General features: G+C 52.0%; 16 protein-coding genes. 10 read left to right on the top strand and 6 right to left on the bottom strand.

Annotation, left to right across the window (positions count from 1 at the left end; all coding sequences use genetic code 11):
- Positions 1–3 precede the first annotated feature (3 nt).
- The 3 genes from EG028_RS03435 (at position 4) to EG028_RS03425 (ending at position 2702) form a co-directional block, all read left to right on the top strand.
- Positions 4–705 carry a LytR/AlgR family response regulator transcription factor gene (locus EG028_RS03435; RefSeq protein ID WP_241559073.1) on the top strand — a complete coding sequence of 234 codons (702 nt, stop codon included), beginning with the start codon at positions 4–6 and terminating at the stop codon, positions 703–705.
- A 306-nt stretch (positions 706–1011) separates the two neighbouring features.
- Positions 1012–1488, top strand: coding sequence for a DUF4920 domain-containing protein (locus EG028_RS03430; protein WP_120515684.1), 477 nt, complete (start codon positions 1012–1014; stop codon positions 1486–1488).
- 467 nt (positions 1489–1955) lie between these two features.
- Positions 1956–2702 (top strand): hypothetical protein, encoded by a 747-nt coding sequence (locus EG028_RS03425; RefSeq protein WP_123864543.1) that lies wholly within the window; start codon positions 1956–1958, stop codon positions 2700–2702.
- A 6-nt stretch (positions 2703–2708) separates the two neighbouring features.
- Here EG028_RS03425 and EG028_RS03420 read toward each other — a convergent pair whose 3' ends face one another.
- Positions 2709–3398, bottom strand: coding sequence for an alpha/beta fold hydrolase (locus EG028_RS03420; RefSeq protein WP_120515601.1), 690 nt, complete (start codon positions 3396–3398; stop codon positions 2709–2711).
- A 296-nt stretch (positions 3399–3694) separates the two neighbouring features.
- Complete coding sequence (locus EG028_RS03415; RefSeq protein ID WP_120515602.1) at positions 3695–4084, bottom strand: VOC family protein; 390 nt, start codon at positions 4082–4084, stop codon at positions 3695–3697.
- 189 nt (positions 4085–4273) lie between these two features.
- Here EG028_RS03415 and recQ point away from each other — a divergent pair, with 189 nt between their 5' ends.
- The 4 genes from recQ (at position 4274) to EG028_RS03395 (ending at position 8591) form a co-directional block, all read left to right on the top strand.
- Positions 4274–6445 (top strand): DNA helicase RecQ, encoded by a 2172-nt coding sequence (gene recQ / locus EG028_RS03410; RefSeq protein WP_120515603.1) that lies wholly within the window; start codon positions 4274–4276, stop codon positions 6443–6445.
- Between the two features lie 190 nt (positions 6446–6635).
- Entirely contained in the window at positions 6636–7649 is a 1014-nt protein-coding gene (locus tag EG028_RS03405; RefSeq protein WP_120515604.1) for a sugar phosphate isomerase/epimerase family protein, read from the top strand.
- A gap of 22 nt (positions 7650–7671) precedes the next feature.
- Positions 7672–8007, top strand: a complete 336-nt coding sequence (locus EG028_RS03400) for a hypothetical protein (protein ID WP_123864542.1) — start codon at positions 7672–7674, stop codon at positions 8005–8007.
- A 104-nt stretch (positions 8008–8111) separates the two neighbouring features.
- Positions 8112–8591, top strand: coding sequence for a hypothetical protein (locus tag EG028_RS03395; RefSeq protein WP_120515606.1), 480 nt, complete (start codon positions 8112–8114; stop codon positions 8589–8591).
- Positions 8592–8695: 104 nt separating this feature from the next.
- Here the strand turns inward: EG028_RS03395 and EG028_RS03390 are convergent, their stop codons facing one another.
- A complete protein-coding gene (locus EG028_RS03390; RefSeq protein WP_162946321.1) occupies positions 8696–9469 on the bottom strand; it encodes a FecR family protein in 774 nt (257 codons plus the stop codon).
- Between the two features lie 204 nt (positions 9470–9673).
- On the opposite strand from EG028_RS03390, the gene EG028_RS03385 reads away from it, so the two are divergent.
- On the top strand, positions 9674–10855 hold the full coding sequence (locus EG028_RS03385; protein WP_120515608.1) for a proline dehydrogenase family protein: 1182 nt from the start codon (positions 9674–9676) through the stop codon (positions 10853–10855).
- Positions 10856–11266: 411 nt separating this feature from the next.
- Here EG028_RS03385 and EG028_RS03380 read toward each other — a convergent pair whose 3' ends face one another.
- Both EG028_RS03380 and EG028_RS03375 read right to left on the bottom strand, forming a co-directional pair.
- Positions 11267–12559 (bottom strand): RagB/SusD family nutrient uptake outer membrane protein, encoded by a 1293-nt coding sequence (locus EG028_RS03380; protein WP_120515609.1) that lies wholly within the window; start codon positions 12557–12559, stop codon positions 11267–11269.
- A gap of 25 nt (positions 12560–12584) precedes the next feature.
- Positions 12585–15554 (bottom strand): SusC/RagA family TonB-linked outer membrane protein, encoded by a 2970-nt coding sequence (locus EG028_RS03375; protein WP_120515610.1) that lies wholly within the window; start codon positions 15552–15554, stop codon positions 12585–12587.
- Between the two features lie 495 nt (positions 15555–16049).
- On the opposite strand from EG028_RS03375, the gene EG028_RS03370 reads away from it, so the two are divergent.
- Both EG028_RS03370 and EG028_RS03365 read left to right on the top strand, forming a co-directional pair.
- A complete protein-coding gene (locus tag EG028_RS03370; RefSeq protein WP_120515611.1) occupies positions 16050–16844 on the top strand; it encodes a thymidylate synthase in 795 nt (264 codons plus the stop codon).
- Positions 16841–17335 (top strand): dihydrofolate reductase, encoded by a 495-nt coding sequence (locus EG028_RS03365; RefSeq protein ID WP_120515612.1) that lies wholly within the window; start codon positions 16841–16843, stop codon positions 17333–17335. Before EG028_RS03370 ends, EG028_RS03365 begins: the two co-directional genes overlap by 4 nt.
- Positions 17336–17793: 458 nt before the next feature.
- Here the strand turns inward: EG028_RS03365 and EG028_RS03360 are convergent, their stop codons facing one another.
- The gene (locus EG028_RS03360) at positions 17794–19281 is read right to left on the bottom strand and encodes a TlpA family protein disulfide reductase (protein WP_162946323.1); all 1488 of its coding nucleotides are present in this window, start codon (positions 19279–19281) and stop codon (positions 17794–17796) included.
- Positions 19282–19310: the final 29 nt, after the last annotated feature.

Below are 19310 nucleotides of genomic sequence, written 5' to 3'. Positions count from 1 at the left end.
ACCATGACCATGACCGCCATTGCGATAGATGACGAGCCCGTAGCCCTGAGCGTGATACAGGCGCACGCGGCGAAGGTGCCCTTTATGGAGCTGAAAGGCGTGTTCACCAACGCCTTTGAAGCCATGGATTTCCTGCGCAGGGAAAAAGTGGACCTCCTGTTCCTGGACATCAAGATGCCGGATATCTCCGGGCTGGACTTTCTCAGCAGCCTGCACGAGCCGCCCATGACGATCTTTACCACCGCTTATTCCGAACATGCCGTGCAGAGCTTTGAGCTGGACGCGATCGACTACCTGCTGAAACCTTTTTCCTTGGCCCGCTTCCTGAAAGCCTGCAACAAGGCGCACAGCCTCATGCAACTGAAGCAGGAGCGCTTGCAGAACCCCGTGCAGGCGGATTATATCTTTATCAAAAGCGGTTACGAACAACTGAAAATACAGTTGCACGATGTGCTTTACATCGAAAGCGCGGGCAATTACGTGAACTTTGTGCTGCCGGATAAAAAACTGCTCTCGCGCCTCTCCATGCAGGAAGCGATGGCGCTGGTGCCTGCCTCGCGGTTTACGAGGGTGCACCGGTCTTATATCGTGGCAAATGAAAAAGTGGACAGGATAGACCGGAGCTGTGTATACATCCGGCAGGCGGTGATCCCGATCGGCGCCGCTTACGGGGAGGCCGTGAGCCGGATCGCGGGGGAGGAGTAAATTGTGGTTATGCCCGACAAATCTCATTGCCCGGTGATACCGGGGAAACCAGGCGCCCAAAATCAGCCTTTGATGCTGTAATACCGCAGTGGCTTGATAACCAATGTACCGGAAATGAAACAGGCGCTGCAAAAGCAGCACCCGTGTCCTGTCAGTGTACTCGGTTTTAACACTATCTTTTATAAACTACAAGGTATAATCCTCTTAGGGAAAGTGCAAATATATATTAAAATATTTCGCAAATTAAAATAATATTAATATAGTCCCGGGTGGCTTAAATTCCTATATTTGAGCAAATACCTCCAGATGAAAAAATTATCTATGTTAATACTGGGCGGACTGTTATGCAGCACCGTGGTGCTGGCCCAGCAGGAAATAACCCCGGCACAGCCAGGCGTTACCTATGGAAAGACGATTAATGCCGAAGACGCTATCGGCATGACGGACCTAAGCCAGAAACTCCAGGCGGACACCGCCTATACCGGTAAAATTGAAGGTAAAGTGGTGGAAGTGTGCAAGAAAAAAGGCTGTTTCATGAAAATTGAAAGGCCAACAGGAGAAGCGGTAATGGTGAAATTCAAGGATTACGGGTTTTTTATGCCGCAGAACATTGTGGGCAAAACCGTGGTACTGGAAGGCGTGGCGAAAGTGAACGAGACTTCCGTGGAAAGGCTGAAACACTTTGCCGAAGATGCCGGTAAAAGCAAAGAGGAGATCGCAAAGATCACCGAGCCGAAAAAAGATATCGTGATCGTGGCGGATGGTGTGATTGTAAAGAAATAAGATCGCGCAGATATTGAGAGCCTCCCGGTGAAAGCCGGGAGGCTTTTTTATTGGTCCAGCCGTTAGTTAAAACTGTGCACTTTAGTGCAAGGGTTTTAGTAATGGGAAAAACTTACCACAGAACTGGCCTTGTTTGGGGTGTCGTTGTGAAAAGGTCGTCATTGCGAGGAGCAGCAGGGGATTTGTGCAGGAGCCGCGACGAAGCAATCTCCATATCTTGGAGTACATCCATTCGATGGAGGAGATTGCTTCGTCGCCCCACCCACTTTAGCGCTGCTGCTCCTCGCAATGACGGGCTTTGCACCAGCTTGGGGCATTAATTGGGGGTATTAATTTTGAGGAATAGCACCGAAGCAGGACTTTAGTCCGGATTCCAAACCTCTGTACTGAAAGTGCAGAGAATTTAGTGTAAGAATGTTCATTTCTGCCTATTTTGCACAGCTTTAGAACCCAAGCCTCCTTTATCTATGAAAAAGTTAATCGTCATGTTGTTACCTGTGTGCTCTTTTTTAGCAGGCCATGCCCAGAACAACTATCCGGCCACCGGCAATGTAGGGTGGGGCACTTCATCTCCGCAATACAGGCTGGATATCAGAGATACTTCATCCGCTGTGTATAGCCCGGGTATAGCGGGTACGCCGATACCGGCCGGCACTGCCGTTCATATCTCAAATATCCGGACAGTAAATTCGAAAGGAGCTTTTCTGCACCTGGTATCTGTCGGTAGCGTAGGAGCCAGCCAGGCTGCCTATATAGGAGCAATTTCAAATCCCGGGGTTGTTTATACGCCTGAATTTGTAATCGGGCATAGAATGAATGCGGATACTTATACGGAAAGGCTCCGGATTACGGCTGCCGGCAATGTCGGCATAGGAGTAACTTCTCCGGCCTACAAACTGGCGGTAGACGGCACTATCGGTGCACGCAGAGTAAAAGTAACGCAGGAAACCTGGGCAGACTTTGTGTTTCATGCCGGCTATCAATTGCCGTCATTGTATGAATGGGAAACATATATCCGGGAGAACGGTCACCTGCCTGAAATTCCCAATGAGGAAGAGGTAAGGGAAAACGGCCTGGACCTTGGGGAGATGAACAAAAAACTCCTGCAAAAAGTGGAAGAGCTAACACTTCACCTCATTAACCAGCAAAAACTAAACGATCTGCAAACCAAACGGATAGAGCAGCTGGAAAAAAAGATCGACAGTCTCCGGTAACGGATGTTACAACATCATAAAACTCCTGATCTCCCAGATCAGCACTGCGTTATTGACTTTGTCCAGCGGGTGTTTGGTATCCGGCAGCACGGCCATGGAGGCCTGCGGCAGACTTCTGAACACGGCCAGCGTCTCTTCGATGCCCACCATTGTGTCACGGTCGCCCACCATAAGGCGCACGGGGATGTTTATTTGAGGGAGGTTTTCTTTGGTGAGCAGGGGATTGTTGCCGAGGGTGGTCATCAGTCCTGCGGTGGCGGGAAGGAGGTTTGCCCAGTTATCGTCCCCATGCAGCTCCGCCAGTTGCGCAACAAAAGAAGGGGCTTTCTCCCGCAGAAACGTCGCATCCAGCTGCCGGGATTCCTTTGCGGCGGTTTCGGGCGTCCAGTTGAATTTCGTGGCCAGCGTCTGCACCCGAAGCACCGCTTCCGGGGCCTGCAATGCCGCATTGAGCGCCACGTAACCGCCCATGCTGTACCCGAATATGGCCACCGGGCTTAGTTGGTGATCGCGGATATAATCCAGCAACTGCGTGGTAAATATTTCAATGCTCAGGGAAGAAGGCAACGCCGTATTCCCGTGACCGTGAAAATCAAAACGATGTACGGTGTATTGTTCTTGGAGAACGGGAACGATCGGGTCGAAGTGCCGGGATGAGCCAAGGGCGCCGTGTAACAGCAATAAAGCTGGTTTCATTTACAATGGGGTTTTATAAAAAAGACTAACTATGTTGGCTAATTTACTTATATTTATGTAAATCCGGATCGCACTTTTTCCGACTAATTATCTCTTTTATCCCATATAAACTTATTTCCGTTTACAAACGCATTGTCCTCGAAAACCCTACCGGCGCAGAAAAGGAAAGTGAGTAAAAATGGATAATATCCGCAGCGTACGCGCTGCGGTTTTTTTTTCGGGATATACGGATTCCCTGAGCGTGTCGTCAGCACACTGTACCTGTTGTCCCCCTGTTGTTATGAAGAAATAATGCGCTAGGCGCTGGCTTTGATCTGCTCCCCGAATTGCAGGAGATAACCGTTGTTGTCATAAATACCAAACTCGCGCATCCCGTAATCAAAGTTCTGAACGGGGAAACATACTTCGGCCTTGTCCTTTACCTTTTCCCATAATTCATCCACGCCTTCCATGTGAATGTAAATGGCGCCGGTGAAGAGGGGTTGGTCAAAAGGATCGTCGCTGCCAAAAGGAAATTGCGCCTGCGGATGTACGAGCTGCATCGTCACCTTGTCTTTTTTGATAGACGCGAACTTCCATTGTTCATCCATCGTTTTACAGGTGAAATCCAGTACGTTCACATAAAAATCGATTGTTTCCTGCAATAAAGGAGTAGTTAAAGTCGGGATTGCTGCGAACAGTTCCATACGTGTAAATTGTTTGTTTTGGGTTAATAGGTGAATAACAGTTGTAATATGACTTTGTGTGCGACAGTGTAAAATGACTCTCTTTATAAATGTAAACAAATATTCTGCACCCGCATTGCTGTTCCATTTTATTTTTATGCACATCCCTTTGTCCTATATTTGTCCCGGAGGCAAATCAAAGTTCGGGCTATGCAACAATCATCATTATTAACACTGTTAAAACATCATTTCGGGTATACACATTTCCGTCATAACCAGCAGGCTATCATAGAAAACGTATTGGCAGGGAAAGACACCATGGTGCTGATGCCCACGGGCGGCGGCAAATCCATCTGTTACCAGCTGCCGGCACTGGCGTTCGACGGCGTGACCGTAGTGGTATCGCCGCTGATAGCCCTGATGAAAGACCAGGTGGATGCCCTGAAGCAGAACGGCATCCCGGCCGCTTTCCTTAATTCCTCCCTTTCCGGATCAGAACAGCAGAATGTGATCCATATGCTGCGCAACGGCCAACTGAAGCTGCTCTACCTCGCCCCGGAGCGCCTCGTGGGCGAAGGCAACTTTATGGGCCTGCTTTCTGAACTGAACGTATCCCTCTTCGCTATAGATGAAGCGCACTGTATCAGCCACTGGGGCCACGATTTCAGGCAGGAATACCTGGCACTGGGCCAGTTGAAGGACCGCTTCCCGCACACACCGGTAATAGCCCTTACCGCCACGGCGGACGGGGTTACGAAGCAGGACATCCTCGAAAAACTCAACCTGCGCCAGTACACCGTCTTCGAAAACTCATTCAACCGCCCGAACATATTCTACGGCATCCGCTCCAAACGAAATCACTACGACCAGCTGCTCACTTACCTCGGCGAACACAAGGAAGACAGTGGGATCATCTACTGTCTGTCCCGTGCCGCCACGGAATCGCTGGCTTCGGACCTCCAGGCGGAAGGATTCTCCGCGGCCGCCTATCACGCAGGCCTGGAAAGGCAGGTGCGTGAAGAACGCCAGGAACGTTTCCTGCGGGATGAAGTGCGCATCATGGTGGCCACTATCGCCTTCGGCATGGGGATCAACAAAAGCAATGTAAGGTTCGTGGTACACGTGGACCTGCCCAAAAACATAGAAGGATATTACCAGGAAACGGGCCGTGCCGGCCGCGACGGGCTGGCCAGCGAAGCGATCCTGTACTTCAGCGCCGGCGATGTGTTTAAGATGAAACGGTTCGCCCTCGTGGAAGGGAATGAAGCACAGAGCGCCATCATGCTCAAAAAACTGGAACAGATGGCCGGCCTCGCCGAAACGCGCCAATGCCGCCGCCAATACCTGCTGCAATACTTCGGGGAAGACGCACCCGCGCATTGCGGCAACTGCGACAACTGCCTGGGCCAGTACGAACGGGCGGACGGCACTATTGCCGCACAAAAACTGCTGAGCGCCGTATACCGCCTCCAGGGCCGCTTTGGCCTCAATTACGTAGTGGACTTCCTGCGGGGCAGCAGCACCGTGCGGGAGTCGCACCAGGAGATCAAAACATACGGCATCGGCAAAGACGTCTCCAAAGAACAATGGAAACAATACGCCCGCGAACTGATACAGCTTGGGTATCTTCAGCAGGCCGCCGGGGAGTACCCCCTGCTGCAGCTGACGGACACCAGCTGGCAGGTGCTGCGCGGGGAAGATAAAGTAGAATTTACCGTAGCCGCCGCGGGCAAAGAACAGCCCGGTGGCCCCGCGCCTACCAGGCAAAATGCGGAGATCGCCCATCCCGCGCTGTTCAACGAACTGAAGCAGCTGCGCCGCCAGCTGGCGGACAAAGAGAACGTGCCGCCCTACATCGTGTTCTCCGACGCTACGCTGGCAGAGCTGGTAGCCTACCTCCCCATCACAAAATCAGATATCTCCCGCATCTCCGGCTTTGGCGACGTAAAGCTGGCCAAATACGGGGACGCATTCCTGGACGCGGTGCAGACCTACTGCCTGCGCAACAGCCTGAGCACACAGATACATCTCAAATCGGCCAAACAGCAACGCACAAAAAAAACAAGGCCGGATGCAGGCGGCAGCCAGCGGCAAAGCCTCCAGCTTTTCCTGGAAGGCAACGCCATCGAAGAGATCGCCGCCCGCCGCAGCCTGGCGGTGAGCACGGTGGAAAGCCACCTGGGCGAGTTCATCCGCAAAGGCGAGCTGGACATCCGCGATGTGATACCGGACGAAAGCAGGCTGGCCCGGATACTGAAGGCGGTGGAAGACACCGGCGGGTATTCGTTGGGCTCCGTAAAAGAAAAGCTGGGAGAGGAGATAGGGTACGGGGAAATCAAAGCGGTGCAGAATTATTACCATTGGTTGCAGGAGCAGGCGTAACCTCAGCCGCCGGTAACGCCCTTCATTCCGGGAGCCGCAGGTCCCTGCCGCTTCCGGCAGGTTTATCCCCGTCACCTTCTTTATTTTGTAAACTTTTTTCAGTACTTTGTTTATGCTTCCACGTTTTTATATGATAGGCGTGTATGCTTTGCAGTTATGAACTCATTACAAAAATCAAATCCTTAACACAATGTCATCATCCACGAACCGCAGACTTTTTTTACGCCAGCTGGGCCTGGTCACCGCCGGCGCAGCATTCGGACCCGCTTTTCTCGCAGCCTGCAACAGCGGCGGCACCTCCGGTACAGGAGACTCCTCTGACACAGATACAACCGGCACCGCGGGCGGTGGCGCAAAGGAATTATTCTTTAAGATCTCCCTCGCGGAATGGTCCTTCCACAACGCCCTTTTTTCCGGTAAAATGACCAACCTGGACTTCGCGGAGAAAGCCAAAAAAGACTACGGCATCACCGGCGTGGAATATGTGAACCAGTTCTTCAAAGACAAAGCAAAAGATAAAGCATACCTCGCCGATCTGAAAAAACGCGCGGATGACAACGGTGTTACCAGTGTACTGATCATGTGCGACGGCGAAGGCGAGCTGGGCGACCTGGACCCTAAAAAACGCACCACAGCGGTAGAGAATCATTATAAATGGGTAGAAGCGGCGCAGTTCCTGGGCTGCCACTCCATCCGTGTGAATGCCGCCGGCGCCGGCAAGGAAGAAGACGTGAAAAAAGCCGCCATAGACGGCCTGGGCCGCCTGACGGACTTCGCGAAAGACTTTAACATCGGCGTGATCGTGGAAAACCACGGCGGCTATTCCTCCAACGGCATCTGGCTGAGCGACGTGATGAAAGGCGTGAACAAACCCGGCTGCGGCACCCTGCCCGACTTCGGGAACTTCTGCGTGCGCCGCCAGAAAGACGGCGACTACAGCACCCCCTGCGCGGACGAATACGATCGTTACAAAGGCGTTACCGAACTGATGCCCTTCGCCAAAGGCGTAAGTGCCAAATCGCATGATTTTGATGCACAAGGCAACGAAACCGAGACCGATTACCGGAAAATGTTGGAAATTGTGAAGGCGGCCGGCTACAAAGGCTTTATCGGCATAGAATATGAGGGCAGTAAGGATAGTGAAGAAGCAGGCATACGCAAAACCCTGGATCTGCTGAAAAAAGTAGGCCAGGAGCTGAGCTGATCAAACTCAAAATAATCGTCATATGGAAACGACACCCAATGGAATGACCACGCTCAGCGGCGTGATGGAAGTATTGAAAGAACGCGGCATCGATCATGAGCTGCGGCTCCTGGAAGACGGCCGGCTGGAAGACCAGGACTCAGGCCGTATATTCAGCTGCGAAGGCATGAAGATCATCCGTACCTACCGCTTCGAAGGAGACAGTAACCCATCCGATTCCGCGGTGCTCTACCTTCTTGAAAACGCGGACGGTTTCATTGGTTACATCATCAATGCTTACGGTGCGTATGACGATTACGAAGGGGACCTTTTTAACAACATGATCAGGAGCCTGCCGGTGGAAGAGCGAGAGTTCTGAGCCGGAGAAGGTTTATATAATTAAGGACCTTGCAGGAGTATGCCCTGCAAGGTCTTTTTGTTATGATAGAAGGTTTTTATATTTGATTCAAACGGCCAGCTTTAATGAATGATGATATTGATTTTTCGCTAATCCTACATAAACATGGTTGGGCAACTCTTTTGGTTAACATAAAGGGAGAAGTTCATCAGATCGGTGCTTCCTCTTCACTTAGTGACCCATTGTATGATATCGCAAGTCTGTTACTTTCATTGTTGAATAATGAAAATGAGATCAGGATCATGTGGTGGGAAGAGCCGGGTTGGAATTCACTCTGGGTAAAAAGAGATGACACACAGCATCATATTCTTTCGATAGAAATAGGATCTAGCCTGGACCAGCATGGCAAGGAGAAATATGAAAAGATTGCGGGCTTTCAGATCAAGCTTAAACAGTTTTTGGTGATCATGTTCTACCAATTGAAAAAGATTTATCACCTGTTGCCTGAAAAAAGTTTTGCAACGGAGCGGGAGGGAGAATTTCCGTATGAGCTCTATGATAAATTAATTGAGAAGATTTCGATGACGTTTCCAAGGATATTGTAAACGGTACTGCTTGAAATAAAATATGCCGGTTGTCTGCTTCGCACAACCGGCATTTCTTTGCCGCGAATATCCACGACTTATCTAGGATATGGAAATTCCAAAGGTCAGAACTTGATCACCACTTTGTCCCGGGTGACGCGGTAGGTAAAACCGATACTATCTCCGAGGGTTGCCAGCAGGTCCTCTACGGATGCGGGATTAAATACCCCGGTAACGTATTTGCTGCGGCCGTTGCCCCTCATTTCCATCTCCACGCCAAACCAGTCTTCCATCTTCTTTAACGCCGCGGGAAGCGGTGTATTGTTGAAAACCAGCTTTCCCTGCAGGCAATCTTCCTGTTCCGCCAGTTCGAAGGTCTCTTTTTCCATGAGGTCTATGCCTTTATTGGCCAGTACGCTCTGGCCGGCAACCAGGTCTTCGGTGGCGTTATCCGTAGGCGAGTGGTAGCTTTTGCCCACATTGGCCTGCCCGCTGAGCACCAGGCAATAGGCCCCGCTCTGGCTTTCCAGGGAGCGGAGGCGGAAGGTGGCGCCGGGTGTGCGGGTTTTGAGCTTATCCGTTAAAATGACCATTTCCTGACCGGCGGGCGGCACGGAAAAAAACGCTTCCCCATCCAGTACCAGGGCACGGTTCTGCGGATAACCTTCGGGCATATAAAGTTTGGAACGGGAGTTCAGGATCACGAGCGTGCTGTCCGGCAGTTTTACCATTTTCCGCTCGCCGTAGGAGCTCTGGAAAGTAACATACCGTTTGCCCGGCTCGAGCATGGCAGAGCTGCGCTGGTGGCGGCCCGCAAGGTAATACAAGGTGCCGGATGCAATGAGCATAACGACGATCAGCGTAAGGGCAACAGGTTGCCAGTTACGCCGTTTTTTCATATACAGTGGAAGCCTTGGCCGCCGGAATTGCGTATGTGCTGCGCTCATGGTTGGGAATACGATTTTGGTGTAACACTGTCCCGGGATAAATATAATAAAAAAATCTCCAGACCGCAGCGGTGTTTCTGCTTGTATGTCAGAAAACTATCATGAGTGGCTGCTCTTTTTTGTTAAAACAATACCAGCCCCTTAACTTTGCCCGCCATGGAAAAGCAGCAACCACCATTATCATTCGAGGATACGGCTATCGCATTCGAACATATGTCGAACAGGGCGTTGAAACGCGCCAATTTTTTATTCAGCAATATCGGCAAGCCCTGGCTGGTAAAGTTCGGCGCGTTTGCCACACCCCTTGCGTTCAAACTGCGTTTGCCCGTAAAAGGCATTATCAAGGCTACGATCTTCAACCAGTTCTGCGGAGGCGAAACCCTGGAAGAAGCAGTGAAGGCGGCTGAAGAGCTGGGTAAGTTCGGTGTGGGCGTAGCCCTGGATTACAGCGTGGAAGCGGTGGAAGGAGAGGACAACTACGACAATGCCCTGCCGGAATTCCTGCGGGCCATCCAATATGCCACCGGCAAACCGCACATTCCCTTTATCCCCATCAAAGTGACCGGCTTCGCCCGCTTTGAGCTGCTGGAAAAGATGCATAATGGCGAAACGCTCACACAGGAAGAAAAAGAAGAATTTGAAAGGGTGCGCAAACGCATCCATACCATTTGCGCCGCCGCCGCCAAGGGCAAGGTGGGCGTACTGGTAGACGCGGAAGAATCCTGGGTGCAGCAACCGGTGGACGATCTTGCGGATGAAATGATGAGCCTGTTCAACAGGGGAGAGGTGATCGTATACAATACCTTCCAGATGTACCGCCACGACCGGCTGGACTTCCTGCACCTGAGCTTTGAAAAAGCCAAAGCTGCGGGTTACCTGCTGGGCGCCAAACTAGTGCGCGGGGCATATATGGAAAAAGAAAGGAAACGCGCGGAAGAAAACGCCTATCCTTCACCGATCCAGCCGAATAAAGATGCAGCGGATGAGGACTATGACGCGGCGGTGAGCTTCTGCCTCGATCACCTGGACCACCTGGCCGTATTTATCGGTACGCACAACGAGGACAGCTGTATGCTGGCCGCCCGCCTGCTGGACGAAAAAAACATCCCGCACAACCATCCCAGGGTTAGTTTTTCCCAGCTCTACGGTATGAGCGACAATATCACCTTCAACCTGGCGCATGCCGGTTACCGGGTATCCAAATATCTGCCTTATGGCCCCGTGAAGGACGTAGTGCCTTACCTGATCCGCCGGGCGCAGGAAAACACCTCCATTGCAGGCTCTATGGGCCGGGAACTGAGCCTTATAAGGAAAGAAATGAAACGCAGGGGAATTTAACCGGGGAAATGTAACTTTTTGCCGCCAGGCCCGTTATACGGAATCAACAGGCAAATTATCAACACATTATAACCGGGAACCAATTACTGCTATGCAAAGTAAAAAAAGCCGCTCCTCGCCAGGAACGGCTTTTTCTATTTCGTTTCACCAGATCTGTCAGCTCCTGAGCCGGGAGATACTTTGAAGGTCAATGAGTTAATCCTTTTTCAGCGTCCGGTCCCCGGCTGCATGTAAATGTCCAATAGTGTAATCTTCCTCCTATAGGCTTCTGCCGTTGTCTAATCCCGGAGGTACGTTGATGATCAATGATTTGATCTTATATACGAAGGGCCGCCGTATCGGTACGGTGGCCCTTTCGTTTTTCCGGGGTCCGGGTTTACCCGGCATCCCAGGGTATCAGTGCTCCTCTGATTATTGGTTGGATTCGGGCAGCGGGATGGGGAACTTATCCCATACCTTATCGCCCGGCCGGTCGTTCGGCAGCTGGTTCAGGCGGTTGTAACGCCGCATGTCTATCCAGCGGTGGCCTTCGGCGAACAGGGACCAGCGGCGCTGGTTCAGCATTTCCGTGATAAGGGCCGGCTGGTTGGATGCCCCCGCATACGCAGGCAGGCCGTGTGCGATCCTGACCCTGTTCAGCGCCACGATGGCATCCGGCAGCTGGTTCAGCTGGATCTTCGCTTCGGCGTAGATCAGGATCAGTTCTTCGTTCCGGATGATGTACACAGGAGCGGTGTTGCTCCGGTGTATCCATACGTCGCGGTTGGAGCTGAGCCCGTCCAGGGAAGCAGTGGCTGTTCTCAGCGTGGCTTTCCCGATGCGGTCGTCTCCGGGGGCGATCTGCAGGGCATACGAAGGATGCGCCAGGCGGTTTTCACCGGAGTTGTTCTGCGGCAGGAATACAGGGTTCAGCTGGTCGCCGGAATTGGCCGAGAAGATATGTACATACCCGGCGTTAATATCTCCATTCAGGTCAAAGGAAGACCCGTTCAGGGCTGTGAGGGCTTCGGCCCACTGCTGGCGGTATACGGCTACACGGGCGGCCAGTGAACGGTTGAACCGTTGCAGCTTGAGGGGTGTCACGTCCGTTACGATGGTTACCGGGAAAACAATTTCGCTGCCCGTCAGGTCTGTCAGCCCCTCATTCAGCATGTTCGCAATATCCGTCAGGCTTTCAGGGTAACCTTTGATGGGCCCGAGTTTGTTCGGGTCTTTTACGTCCGTGCGGATGCCGTTCGTATACTGCATGTTCAGGGTGATCAGCAGCTGGTAGGCCATGATGGTCTTTGCATAACCGAGGTATCCTTTTTTCTCGTTCGCCGAAAGCCTGGATGATGCATTCACCGCGTCTATCAGCGTGTTCGCCTGCCGCACTACCCGGTAGCGGGAAGCCCAGGGGTTGGTGGTGTAAAAGGTGTTGTTATCCAGCGGCGATGTACCCATCAGCTCGGTGGTATATCTCGGCTCTGAACCGGAGAAGCGGTATATTTCCCTTCCCTGTAAACCGATGGCGTCGAAATATGTATTCAGCGTAGGCCGCATGCCGGATTCCATGGCCACCGCCAGGTTATCGATCTGCTCCTTCGTGCCGTTTGCAATGATCGCGCTGGCCACCGGCGTGTTCAGGTTGGGTATCTCGCCCTTCTGGCAAGCCCCCAGGCCCAGCAGCATTGCGCTAAACAGTAATATGCTATGTTGTTTCATGATGATTCTTTTTAAGTTGAACTGATCAGAAGGTTACGCCCAGGTGAAACATGGCCCGTTTAACCGCGGGGTACGGCGTTACTTCCACGCCGGAGCTGATACCGTTGCTGCCGCGCGAAGTGGCGGTGGAAATGGTGTTGCTTCCGAAGTTGGATGTTTCCGGATCGTAACTGTCATAATCTGTCCAGGTGAACCAGTTGTTCGCTGAAATACCTACGTTCACGGCGGAGATGATATTGTTTTTCGGGATGGGGATGTTGTAATACAGCCCGATCTCGCGGATGCGCACATAAGACGCGTCCTGCACCCTCACGCTCGCGTCGGTGGCCGCTGCTGCCGCCATCCTGTCCACGCCGTCTTTTATGCCGTTGCCGTTTTGGTCATCGTCGTAGTCATACGTGGTCTGGAAAATGTCCGAGAGATATTGTGTCAGGTTGATGTTGTCCCCTCCTTTTTTCCAATGCAGCATCACGCGGAGGCTGAAATTGGTGAGGAAGGTAAGGTCGTTGTAAAAGCTCAGCTGGAAGTCCGGCTCTGAATTGCCGAGCACGCCCACGCCTTTGCCGCCGCCGAGTGTACCGATGATCTGTGTGGCGGATTTGCCTTCTTCAATAAAGAAGTTGCCCAGCGTGTTGCCGAATGCGCCCATCGGGAAGGCGGGGATGGTGAGTTTGGTAATTTGCGACTTGTTTTTCCAGAAGTTCAGCTGTGCGTTCCAGCGGAAACGTTTGGTATTCACCGGTATCGCGCCGATACCTATTTCCACGCCCTGGTTCCGCAGGTCACCGCCGTTCACCCACTGCTGTGTAAAGCCGCTGGAGGAAGCTACGTTCCTGCGCAGCAGCAGATCGTAGATCTTTTTGTTGTAGTAGGTTCCTTCAAAGGTCAGGCGACCGTTGAAGAAACTCACGTCCAGCCCTGCTTCCAGTTCTGTCTGGCGTTCCTGCTCAATGTCCGGGTTGCCGAACTGGTTGTCCACCAGAGAGCCCGGTTGCCCGCCGATATTACTGGAGGTAAGCGCGAGGAACTTGGCGCCGTAAGGGGCTACGTTGCCCGCCTGGCCATATGCCGCGCGGAGTTTGAAGCTGTTCACGGTTTCGATGCTCCAGAATGGCATCTTGGCGAGGTTCCAGGATGCGGAGGCTTTGGGTAACACAAAGTATTTTTTATAATCGCCATTGTTTGTGCTCCGGTCAAAACGTACGCCGGCGCTCAGGGTGATCGCATCCATGATCAATACTTCTTCCTGTATAAAAATACCGTTGTCGCGGTACTTCTGGCGGAACTGCTGGAGCTGGGAGCTGGCGGCCTGGTCCACGTTGCTCTGGTCGGGTATCAGGTTCGTGGCGATGGCGAGGATGTGGTCCAGCGAATTGGTTTCCAGTGTGGCGCCTAATGAAGTGGTGAAGTTGAGATCGTTGTTCGCCGCGAAACTATTCACCAGCACGCCGGCCAGGTTTGTATTGAGGTTGTTCGTATTCCCCTGGATGGATGCGCCTTCCAGCCCGCCTTTCATGAATTGCAGGGTACGGGGGAAGATAGCCTCCGTTTTCAGGTTAAAGAAATCCACACCGCCGCGTACGATCAGTTTGGTATTGGTGCGGTCGTTCGTATGCAGGGTGGCTCTCACTTCGCCGCCGGTGATAAAGCGGTTCGTGGTTTCGTTGTTCCGCATCTTGTCCCTTGTTTCAAGCGGGTTCGCCGCCGAGGGATTGACGGGATATACGCCGTTCGCATCGGGGTGCAGTTCCAGGTATTGCGGAACGGTAGCGAGGGACACGCCGTAGGTCACGCTGTTGTTATCATTGTTCGTCAGGCCGCGGTCCGCTGAAGTGTTCATGTAAGACGCGCGTAAAGCCAGGCTGATGCGGTCGCTCAGCTGGTGGTCGATGTTCATGCGCACGGCATTGTTCAGGTAGCCGGAGTTTTTGATGATGCCTTCCTCGCTTCTCCTGTTGGCGGAGAAATACATGCCGGTGCGTTCCGTGCCGCCGTTCACGCTCGCGTTTGTATTGGAGATCAGGCCTTTTTCGCCATACATTTCTTTTTCATAATCGTACAGTTTGCCTGCGTTACGCGCCGCGATGAACATATCTCTCGCTGCCGCGCCGCCTTTGTCAAAAGCGGTCTGCTCGGTGAACTGGCGTACGCCCAGCAGTTTGCGGGCCTCGCCCCAGCCAAGGTCCTGCCGCAGGCGCACGATGGTGCGGCCGATGCCGGTGCCTTTTTTGGTGGTGATGAGTATTACGCCCGCCGCTGCTTTGGAGCCGTAAATGGCGGCCGCGGATGCGCCTTTGAGTATTTCGATGTTCTCGATATCGTCCGGGTTGATGTCCGCCACGCGGCTGGAAGGATTGTCCTGGTTCTGCGGGTTGCCTGCCGTGGCTGCGCCGGTGATCAGGTTGAGACCGGCGGGTACGCTGATGTTTGAGATGAATATGCCATCCACCACATACAGCGGTTGTGAATTACTGAAGATGGAGGTGACCCCGCGCATCTTTACGGAAATGCCGCCGCCGGGCGCGCCGGTATTCGCGGTGATCAGTGCGCCGGGGATCTTGCCGCTCAAAGCAGCGTCAAATGTCTGTGCCGGCGCAACGCCGTAAAGTTGTTTGGCTGAAATAGTGGCCACCGCATTGGCGAGGTTGCTTCTTTTTACAGAAGTGGCCAGGCCCGTGATCACTACCTCATCAAGGTTGGCGTAGTCTTCCTGGATGGTTACGTTCAGCGTGGGCCCGTTGATCACGTTGTTCTGCGACTTGTAACCGGTGTAAGAAAAGATCAGGGTGTTCCCGTTCACGGCTTCGATGGAATACCGTCCCTGGCCGTCGGTAACGGTGCCCCGGTTAGTGGCCTGTACCCTGACGGTAACCCCGGGCACGGGATTGCCGGAGGCGTCGGACACGGTGCCGGTCACCCTTTGTTGCTGGGCGAATGTTGCTACCGTCATCAATAGCAGCAATACCAGCAATGTGAATTGTTTGGACAGATGCATGTTCTGGCGATTTAGAGGTTTAAGAATGATAACAGGTTGATAAAAAAGTCTTTCAGGAGCATGGTTTCGGGTTGGGCAAATGGAAGCCAGCCCATGCTGTCAATGTGGTACATTTAGTTGCATGATAATAGAATTTAGAGGTTGATAAAAAATCTTATCAACTGCAAGGCCAGATGGGAAAGTTCTGATGTGTTGTGTCAGCTCTCAGGCTCCGGGTTTCTGTGTGCTTCACGAGTTCGTTCTGCTGCATGGTCTGACCCTGCAACGGATAATTTTGGGTTGATGATAAACGAATAGTGCCTTTATCTTTTAAGCGTTTAGATTTATAGTTAGTGTTACGATCTTGTTGATATGGTCAATGTATATTTTTGCAGATTAATGAAATTTATGTTAAAGTAGATTTGTTTGTTTACCCCCTTTTGTTTATATTATTTCTGACTGTAATCTGATAGCTGTGATAGGCTATTTCCCAATTTACATTTAACTTGCGGGGTCATGCAACAATACCTGGATCTATTACAACATATTATCGCTCAGGGAAATAACAAAACGGACCGGACCGGCACCGGCACCCGGAGCGTATTCGGCTACCAGATGCGCTTCAACCTGAAAGACGGTTTTCCCATGGTGACCACCAAAAAGCTTCACCTCAAATCGATCATATACGAACTTCTCTGGTTCCTCAAAGGAGACACCAATGTGCGCTACCTGCAGGACCATGGCGTGAAGATCTGGGACGAATGGGCGGACAAAGACGGCAACCTCGGCCCCGTATACGGCAAACAATGGCGTAGCTGGGAAGGGGCCAACGGTAAAACCATCGACCAGGTGACCGATCTCATCAGCCAGATCAAAAAGAACCCCGACAGCCGCCGCCTCATCATCAGCGCATGGAACGTGGCCGAACTGCCGGATATGGCGCTCAGCCCCTGTCACTGCCTCTTCCAGTTCTACGTGGCGGATGGCAAACTCAGCTGCCAGCTGTACCAGCGCAGTGCGGACGTATTCCTGGGCGTGCCCTTCAATATCGCCTCCTACGCGTTGCTCACCCTCATGATAGCGCAGGTATGCGGCCTGGAGCCCGGCGATTTCGTACACAGCTTCGGCGACGTGCACCTTTATAATAATCACTTCGAGCAGGCACAGCTGCAGCTCACCCGCAAGCCTTACCCGTTGCCGGTCATGAAGCTGAACCCGGATGTGAAAGATATCTTCTCTTTTGAATTTGAGGATTTTACCCTCGAGAATTATGAGTTCCATCCTCACATCAAAGCCCCTGTAGCAGTATGATCTCCATTATCGTTGCCGCTTCCGAAAACAATGTGATCGGTATAGAGAACCGCCTGCCCTGGAACCTGCCCGCGGATCTCCAGTTCTTCAAAAACACGACCTGGGGCAACCCGGTGGTTATGGGCCGGAAGACCTTCGAATCCATGGGAGGCAAGCCACTCAAAGGCCGTCAGAACATCGTCATCACCCGGCAGAAGGACTACGCGCCCGAAGGGGCCACCGTAGTTTCGTCCATCGATGCCGCGATCACCATCGCGGAAGACTTTGATGTGGATGAGATCTTTATCACCGGCGGGACGGAGATATTCCTGCAGGCGTTTTCGCTGGTAGACAAGATCTATATCACCCGCGTACATACTACTTTGAAGGGTGATGCTTTTTTCCCTGTCATCGATCCGGAAGATTGGGAACTGACCCATGCAGAAGATCACCCCGTGGACGAAAAACATGCCTACGCCTTCACCTTCCAGACCTGGGAGCGCCGGAAATAAGTTTATCAAATAAAAAGTAAAACTGGGCTGTGTTCTCCTTTGTCGCGGGCACAGCTACTTTTTATTTGATAAACTTATTTCCGGCTTTTTCTTTTTTAATCCTGGTTATTTGTGACTGGGCTCTTGTGCTTTTGTTTGATACGTTTATTGGTCCCAGGCGTTGGTTAAAACTATATACTTTAGTGCAAGGGCTTTAGCAATGCGGGAAAATCTACCACAGAACCGGCCTTGTTTGTGGCGTCGTTGTGAAAACGTCGTCATTGCGAGGAGCAGCGGGGGATTTGTGCAGGAGCCGCGACGAAGCAATCTCCAGATATCGGCGTACATCCATTCGATGCAGGAGATTGCTTCGTCGCCCCACCCACTTTAGCGCTGCTGCTCCTCGCAATGACGACCTTTGTGCCAGCCTGGGGCACTAATGTGGAGGATCAGCACCGGAAGCAGGACTTTAGTCCGGATTATTTGGGACTGGATTCTTGTACCGTTTGTTGAAAGAGTGCGGCTATCGCTTTTGCATCTCCGGGCCTTGGAGCGTCTTTGCTCAGAATTTCTCCCTTTTCATTGATCAGGATATATCTTGGAATGGTGAATGATTCTTTGCCGTAGATCGTTTGTTGTATGTCATTCTTTAATGCGGCTCCTGCTCTGAAATGAAAACCTTTCAGCCCGAACCTGAAGACGTCCTTTGCCCATTTATGGCTGAGACGTGGCTCGTCTATTGAGATGTATACGACTGTTATATTATTTTTTGCCGCCAGTGAATCCAGCGTTTCCCTGTAGCCGAATTGTTCAATACAGGGCATGCACCATGTTGCCCAGAGGTCAATGAATATTTTCCTGTCTTTAAAAAATGCTGTGTGCAGTTCCTTCAGGTTGCGGACGCTGTTAGATCTTGCAGAGGTGTCGATGTGAATCAGGTTTGACAGTTCTATCAGTACTTTGTCATCCGGGTTGTATTGTGCTTCCAGTTTGCTGAAAATCCCGTTGTAGCGGCTGTTTGGGTATTTTGTCCGGAAATAGTTCCGTGCGGCTGTTTTATCAAATTCGTCGAAGGAAGAAATGTAACTACTGATAATGCTGCCGGCCAACAAGTTTTTCTGTAATGTATCCGGTAGCCTGCCGTAATTGTTGTAGGGGCCGAAAACAGTAATGGTATCCCCGGCTGTGGAAGGTGCAAAGCCGCTGTTGAGATATTTCATCGCATAATATTCGCCTTCAATGGTGGCCTCTGTATTTTGTGCCACCGGCGAGGCAATGGCAAACAGTGCCCGGATGTTGTTGCGGATCAGAATGCTGTCTGGCTTGCTCAGACGCCCGTATTTCCTGCCTCTGAGTATCGTCAGGTATTTGTCAACCGCATCCGCGAATATATAAGCGTTGGTATTTTGTCGCAGGAGCGCGGCAAATCCGGGCTTGAGGGCGCCGTTATGAACCAGGGAATCGATAGTGGCCGCCCTTGCACTTGCGATTGACAGTACTGCCGGGTTGATCAGATCATAATGCCTGCCCAGGGAATCAAAGAGTGGGGTGGTAGAGAGGTATTGGAACGGGCGATAATAAAACGTATTGATCAATTGCTGCCCGGCTGCATTAGTCCCCGAAAACGTCACCCAGTCCGTGATATCTTTGTTCGGGTAGACATTCACCCGCAAGCGGTCTCCCGGGAACAGCAGTACATAAAAAGACCGGGCATTGCATTTGAACCGGACAAACCCCGGCTTCTTCAAAGCTACGCTGCAATCCCCCATTCCGGAACCGCCGCCTTGTATGCGGAGTTCCTGCGTCTTCAGGTTTCCGTTGTATGCGCCCTCCAGCGGCTCAAAGACCTCAAAGCGGTACTGTTCCGCTGTATCCGGAAGACGTAGGGAAACCACCGCTTCCTGGCCATGGGTGTGTAAAACAAAGCATAGATTACATAACAACAATAAAGCATAATTACGCAGCATCTTCATATTGGGTTTGATGCGTAATATAT

This window comes from Chitinophaga barathri, assembly GCF_003807585.1.
Lineage (GTDB): Bacteria > Bacteroidota > Bacteroidia > Chitinophagales > Chitinophagaceae > Chitinophaga > Chitinophaga barathri.
The sequence above is the reverse complement of the archived record's forward strand: the minus strand, read 5'-3'. Positions and strand labels throughout refer to the sequence as shown.

Excerpts from the sequence above, each read along its gene's own strand:
- EG028_RS03435 (WP_241559073.1), top strand. The coding sequence starts at position 4 with ATGACCATGACCGCCATTGCGATAGATGACGAGCCCGTAGCCCTGAGC.
- EG028_RS03430 (WP_120515684.1), top strand. The coding sequence starts at position 1,012 with ATGAAAAAATTATCTATGTTAATACTGGGCGGACTGTTATGCAGCACC.
- EG028_RS03425 (WP_123864543.1), top strand. The coding sequence starts at position 1,956 with ATGAAAAAGTTAATCGTCATGTTGTTACCTGTGTGCTCTTTTTTAGCA.
- EG028_RS03420 (WP_120515601.1), bottom strand. The coding sequence starts at position 3,398 with ATGAAACCAGCTTTATTGCTGTTACACGGCGCCCTTGGCTCATCCCGG.
- EG028_RS03415 (WP_120515602.1), bottom strand. The coding sequence starts at position 4,084 with ATGGAACTGTTCGCAGCAATCCCGACTTTAACTACTCCTTTATTGCAG.
- recQ (WP_120515603.1), top strand. The coding sequence starts at position 4,274 with ATGCAACAATCATCATTATTAACACTGTTAAAACATCATTTCGGGTAT.
- EG028_RS03405 (WP_120515604.1), top strand. The coding sequence starts at position 6,636 with ATGTCATCATCCACGAACCGCAGACTTTTTTTACGCCAGCTGGGCCTG.
- EG028_RS03400 (WP_123864542.1), top strand. The coding sequence starts at position 7,672 with ATGGAAACGACACCCAATGGAATGACCACGCTCAGCGGCGTGATGGAA.
- EG028_RS03395 (WP_120515606.1), top strand. The coding sequence starts at position 8,112 with ATGAATGATGATATTGATTTTTCGCTAATCCTACATAAACATGGTTGG.
- EG028_RS03390 (WP_162946321.1), bottom strand. The coding sequence starts at position 9,469 with ATGAAAAAACGGCGTAACTGGCAACCTGTTGCCCTTACGCTGATCGTC.
- EG028_RS03385 (WP_120515608.1), top strand. The coding sequence starts at position 9,674 with ATGGAAAAGCAGCAACCACCATTATCATTCGAGGATACGGCTATCGCA.
- EG028_RS03380 (WP_120515609.1), bottom strand. The coding sequence starts at position 12,559 with ATGAAACAACATAGCATATTACTGTTTAGCGCAATGCTGCTGGGCCTG.
- EG028_RS03375 (WP_120515610.1), bottom strand. The coding sequence starts at position 15,554 with ATGCATCTGTCCAAACAATTCACATTGCTGGTATTGCTGCTATTGATG.
- EG028_RS03370 (WP_120515611.1), top strand. The coding sequence starts at position 16,050 with ATGCAACAATACCTGGATCTATTACAACATATTATCGCTCAGGGAAAT.
- EG028_RS03365 (WP_120515612.1), top strand. The coding sequence starts at position 16,841 with ATGATCTCCATTATCGTTGCCGCTTCCGAAAACAATGTGATCGGTATA.
- EG028_RS03360 (WP_162946323.1), bottom strand. The coding sequence starts at position 19,281 with ATGCTGCGTAATTATGCTTTATTGTTGTTATGTAATCTATGCTTTGTT.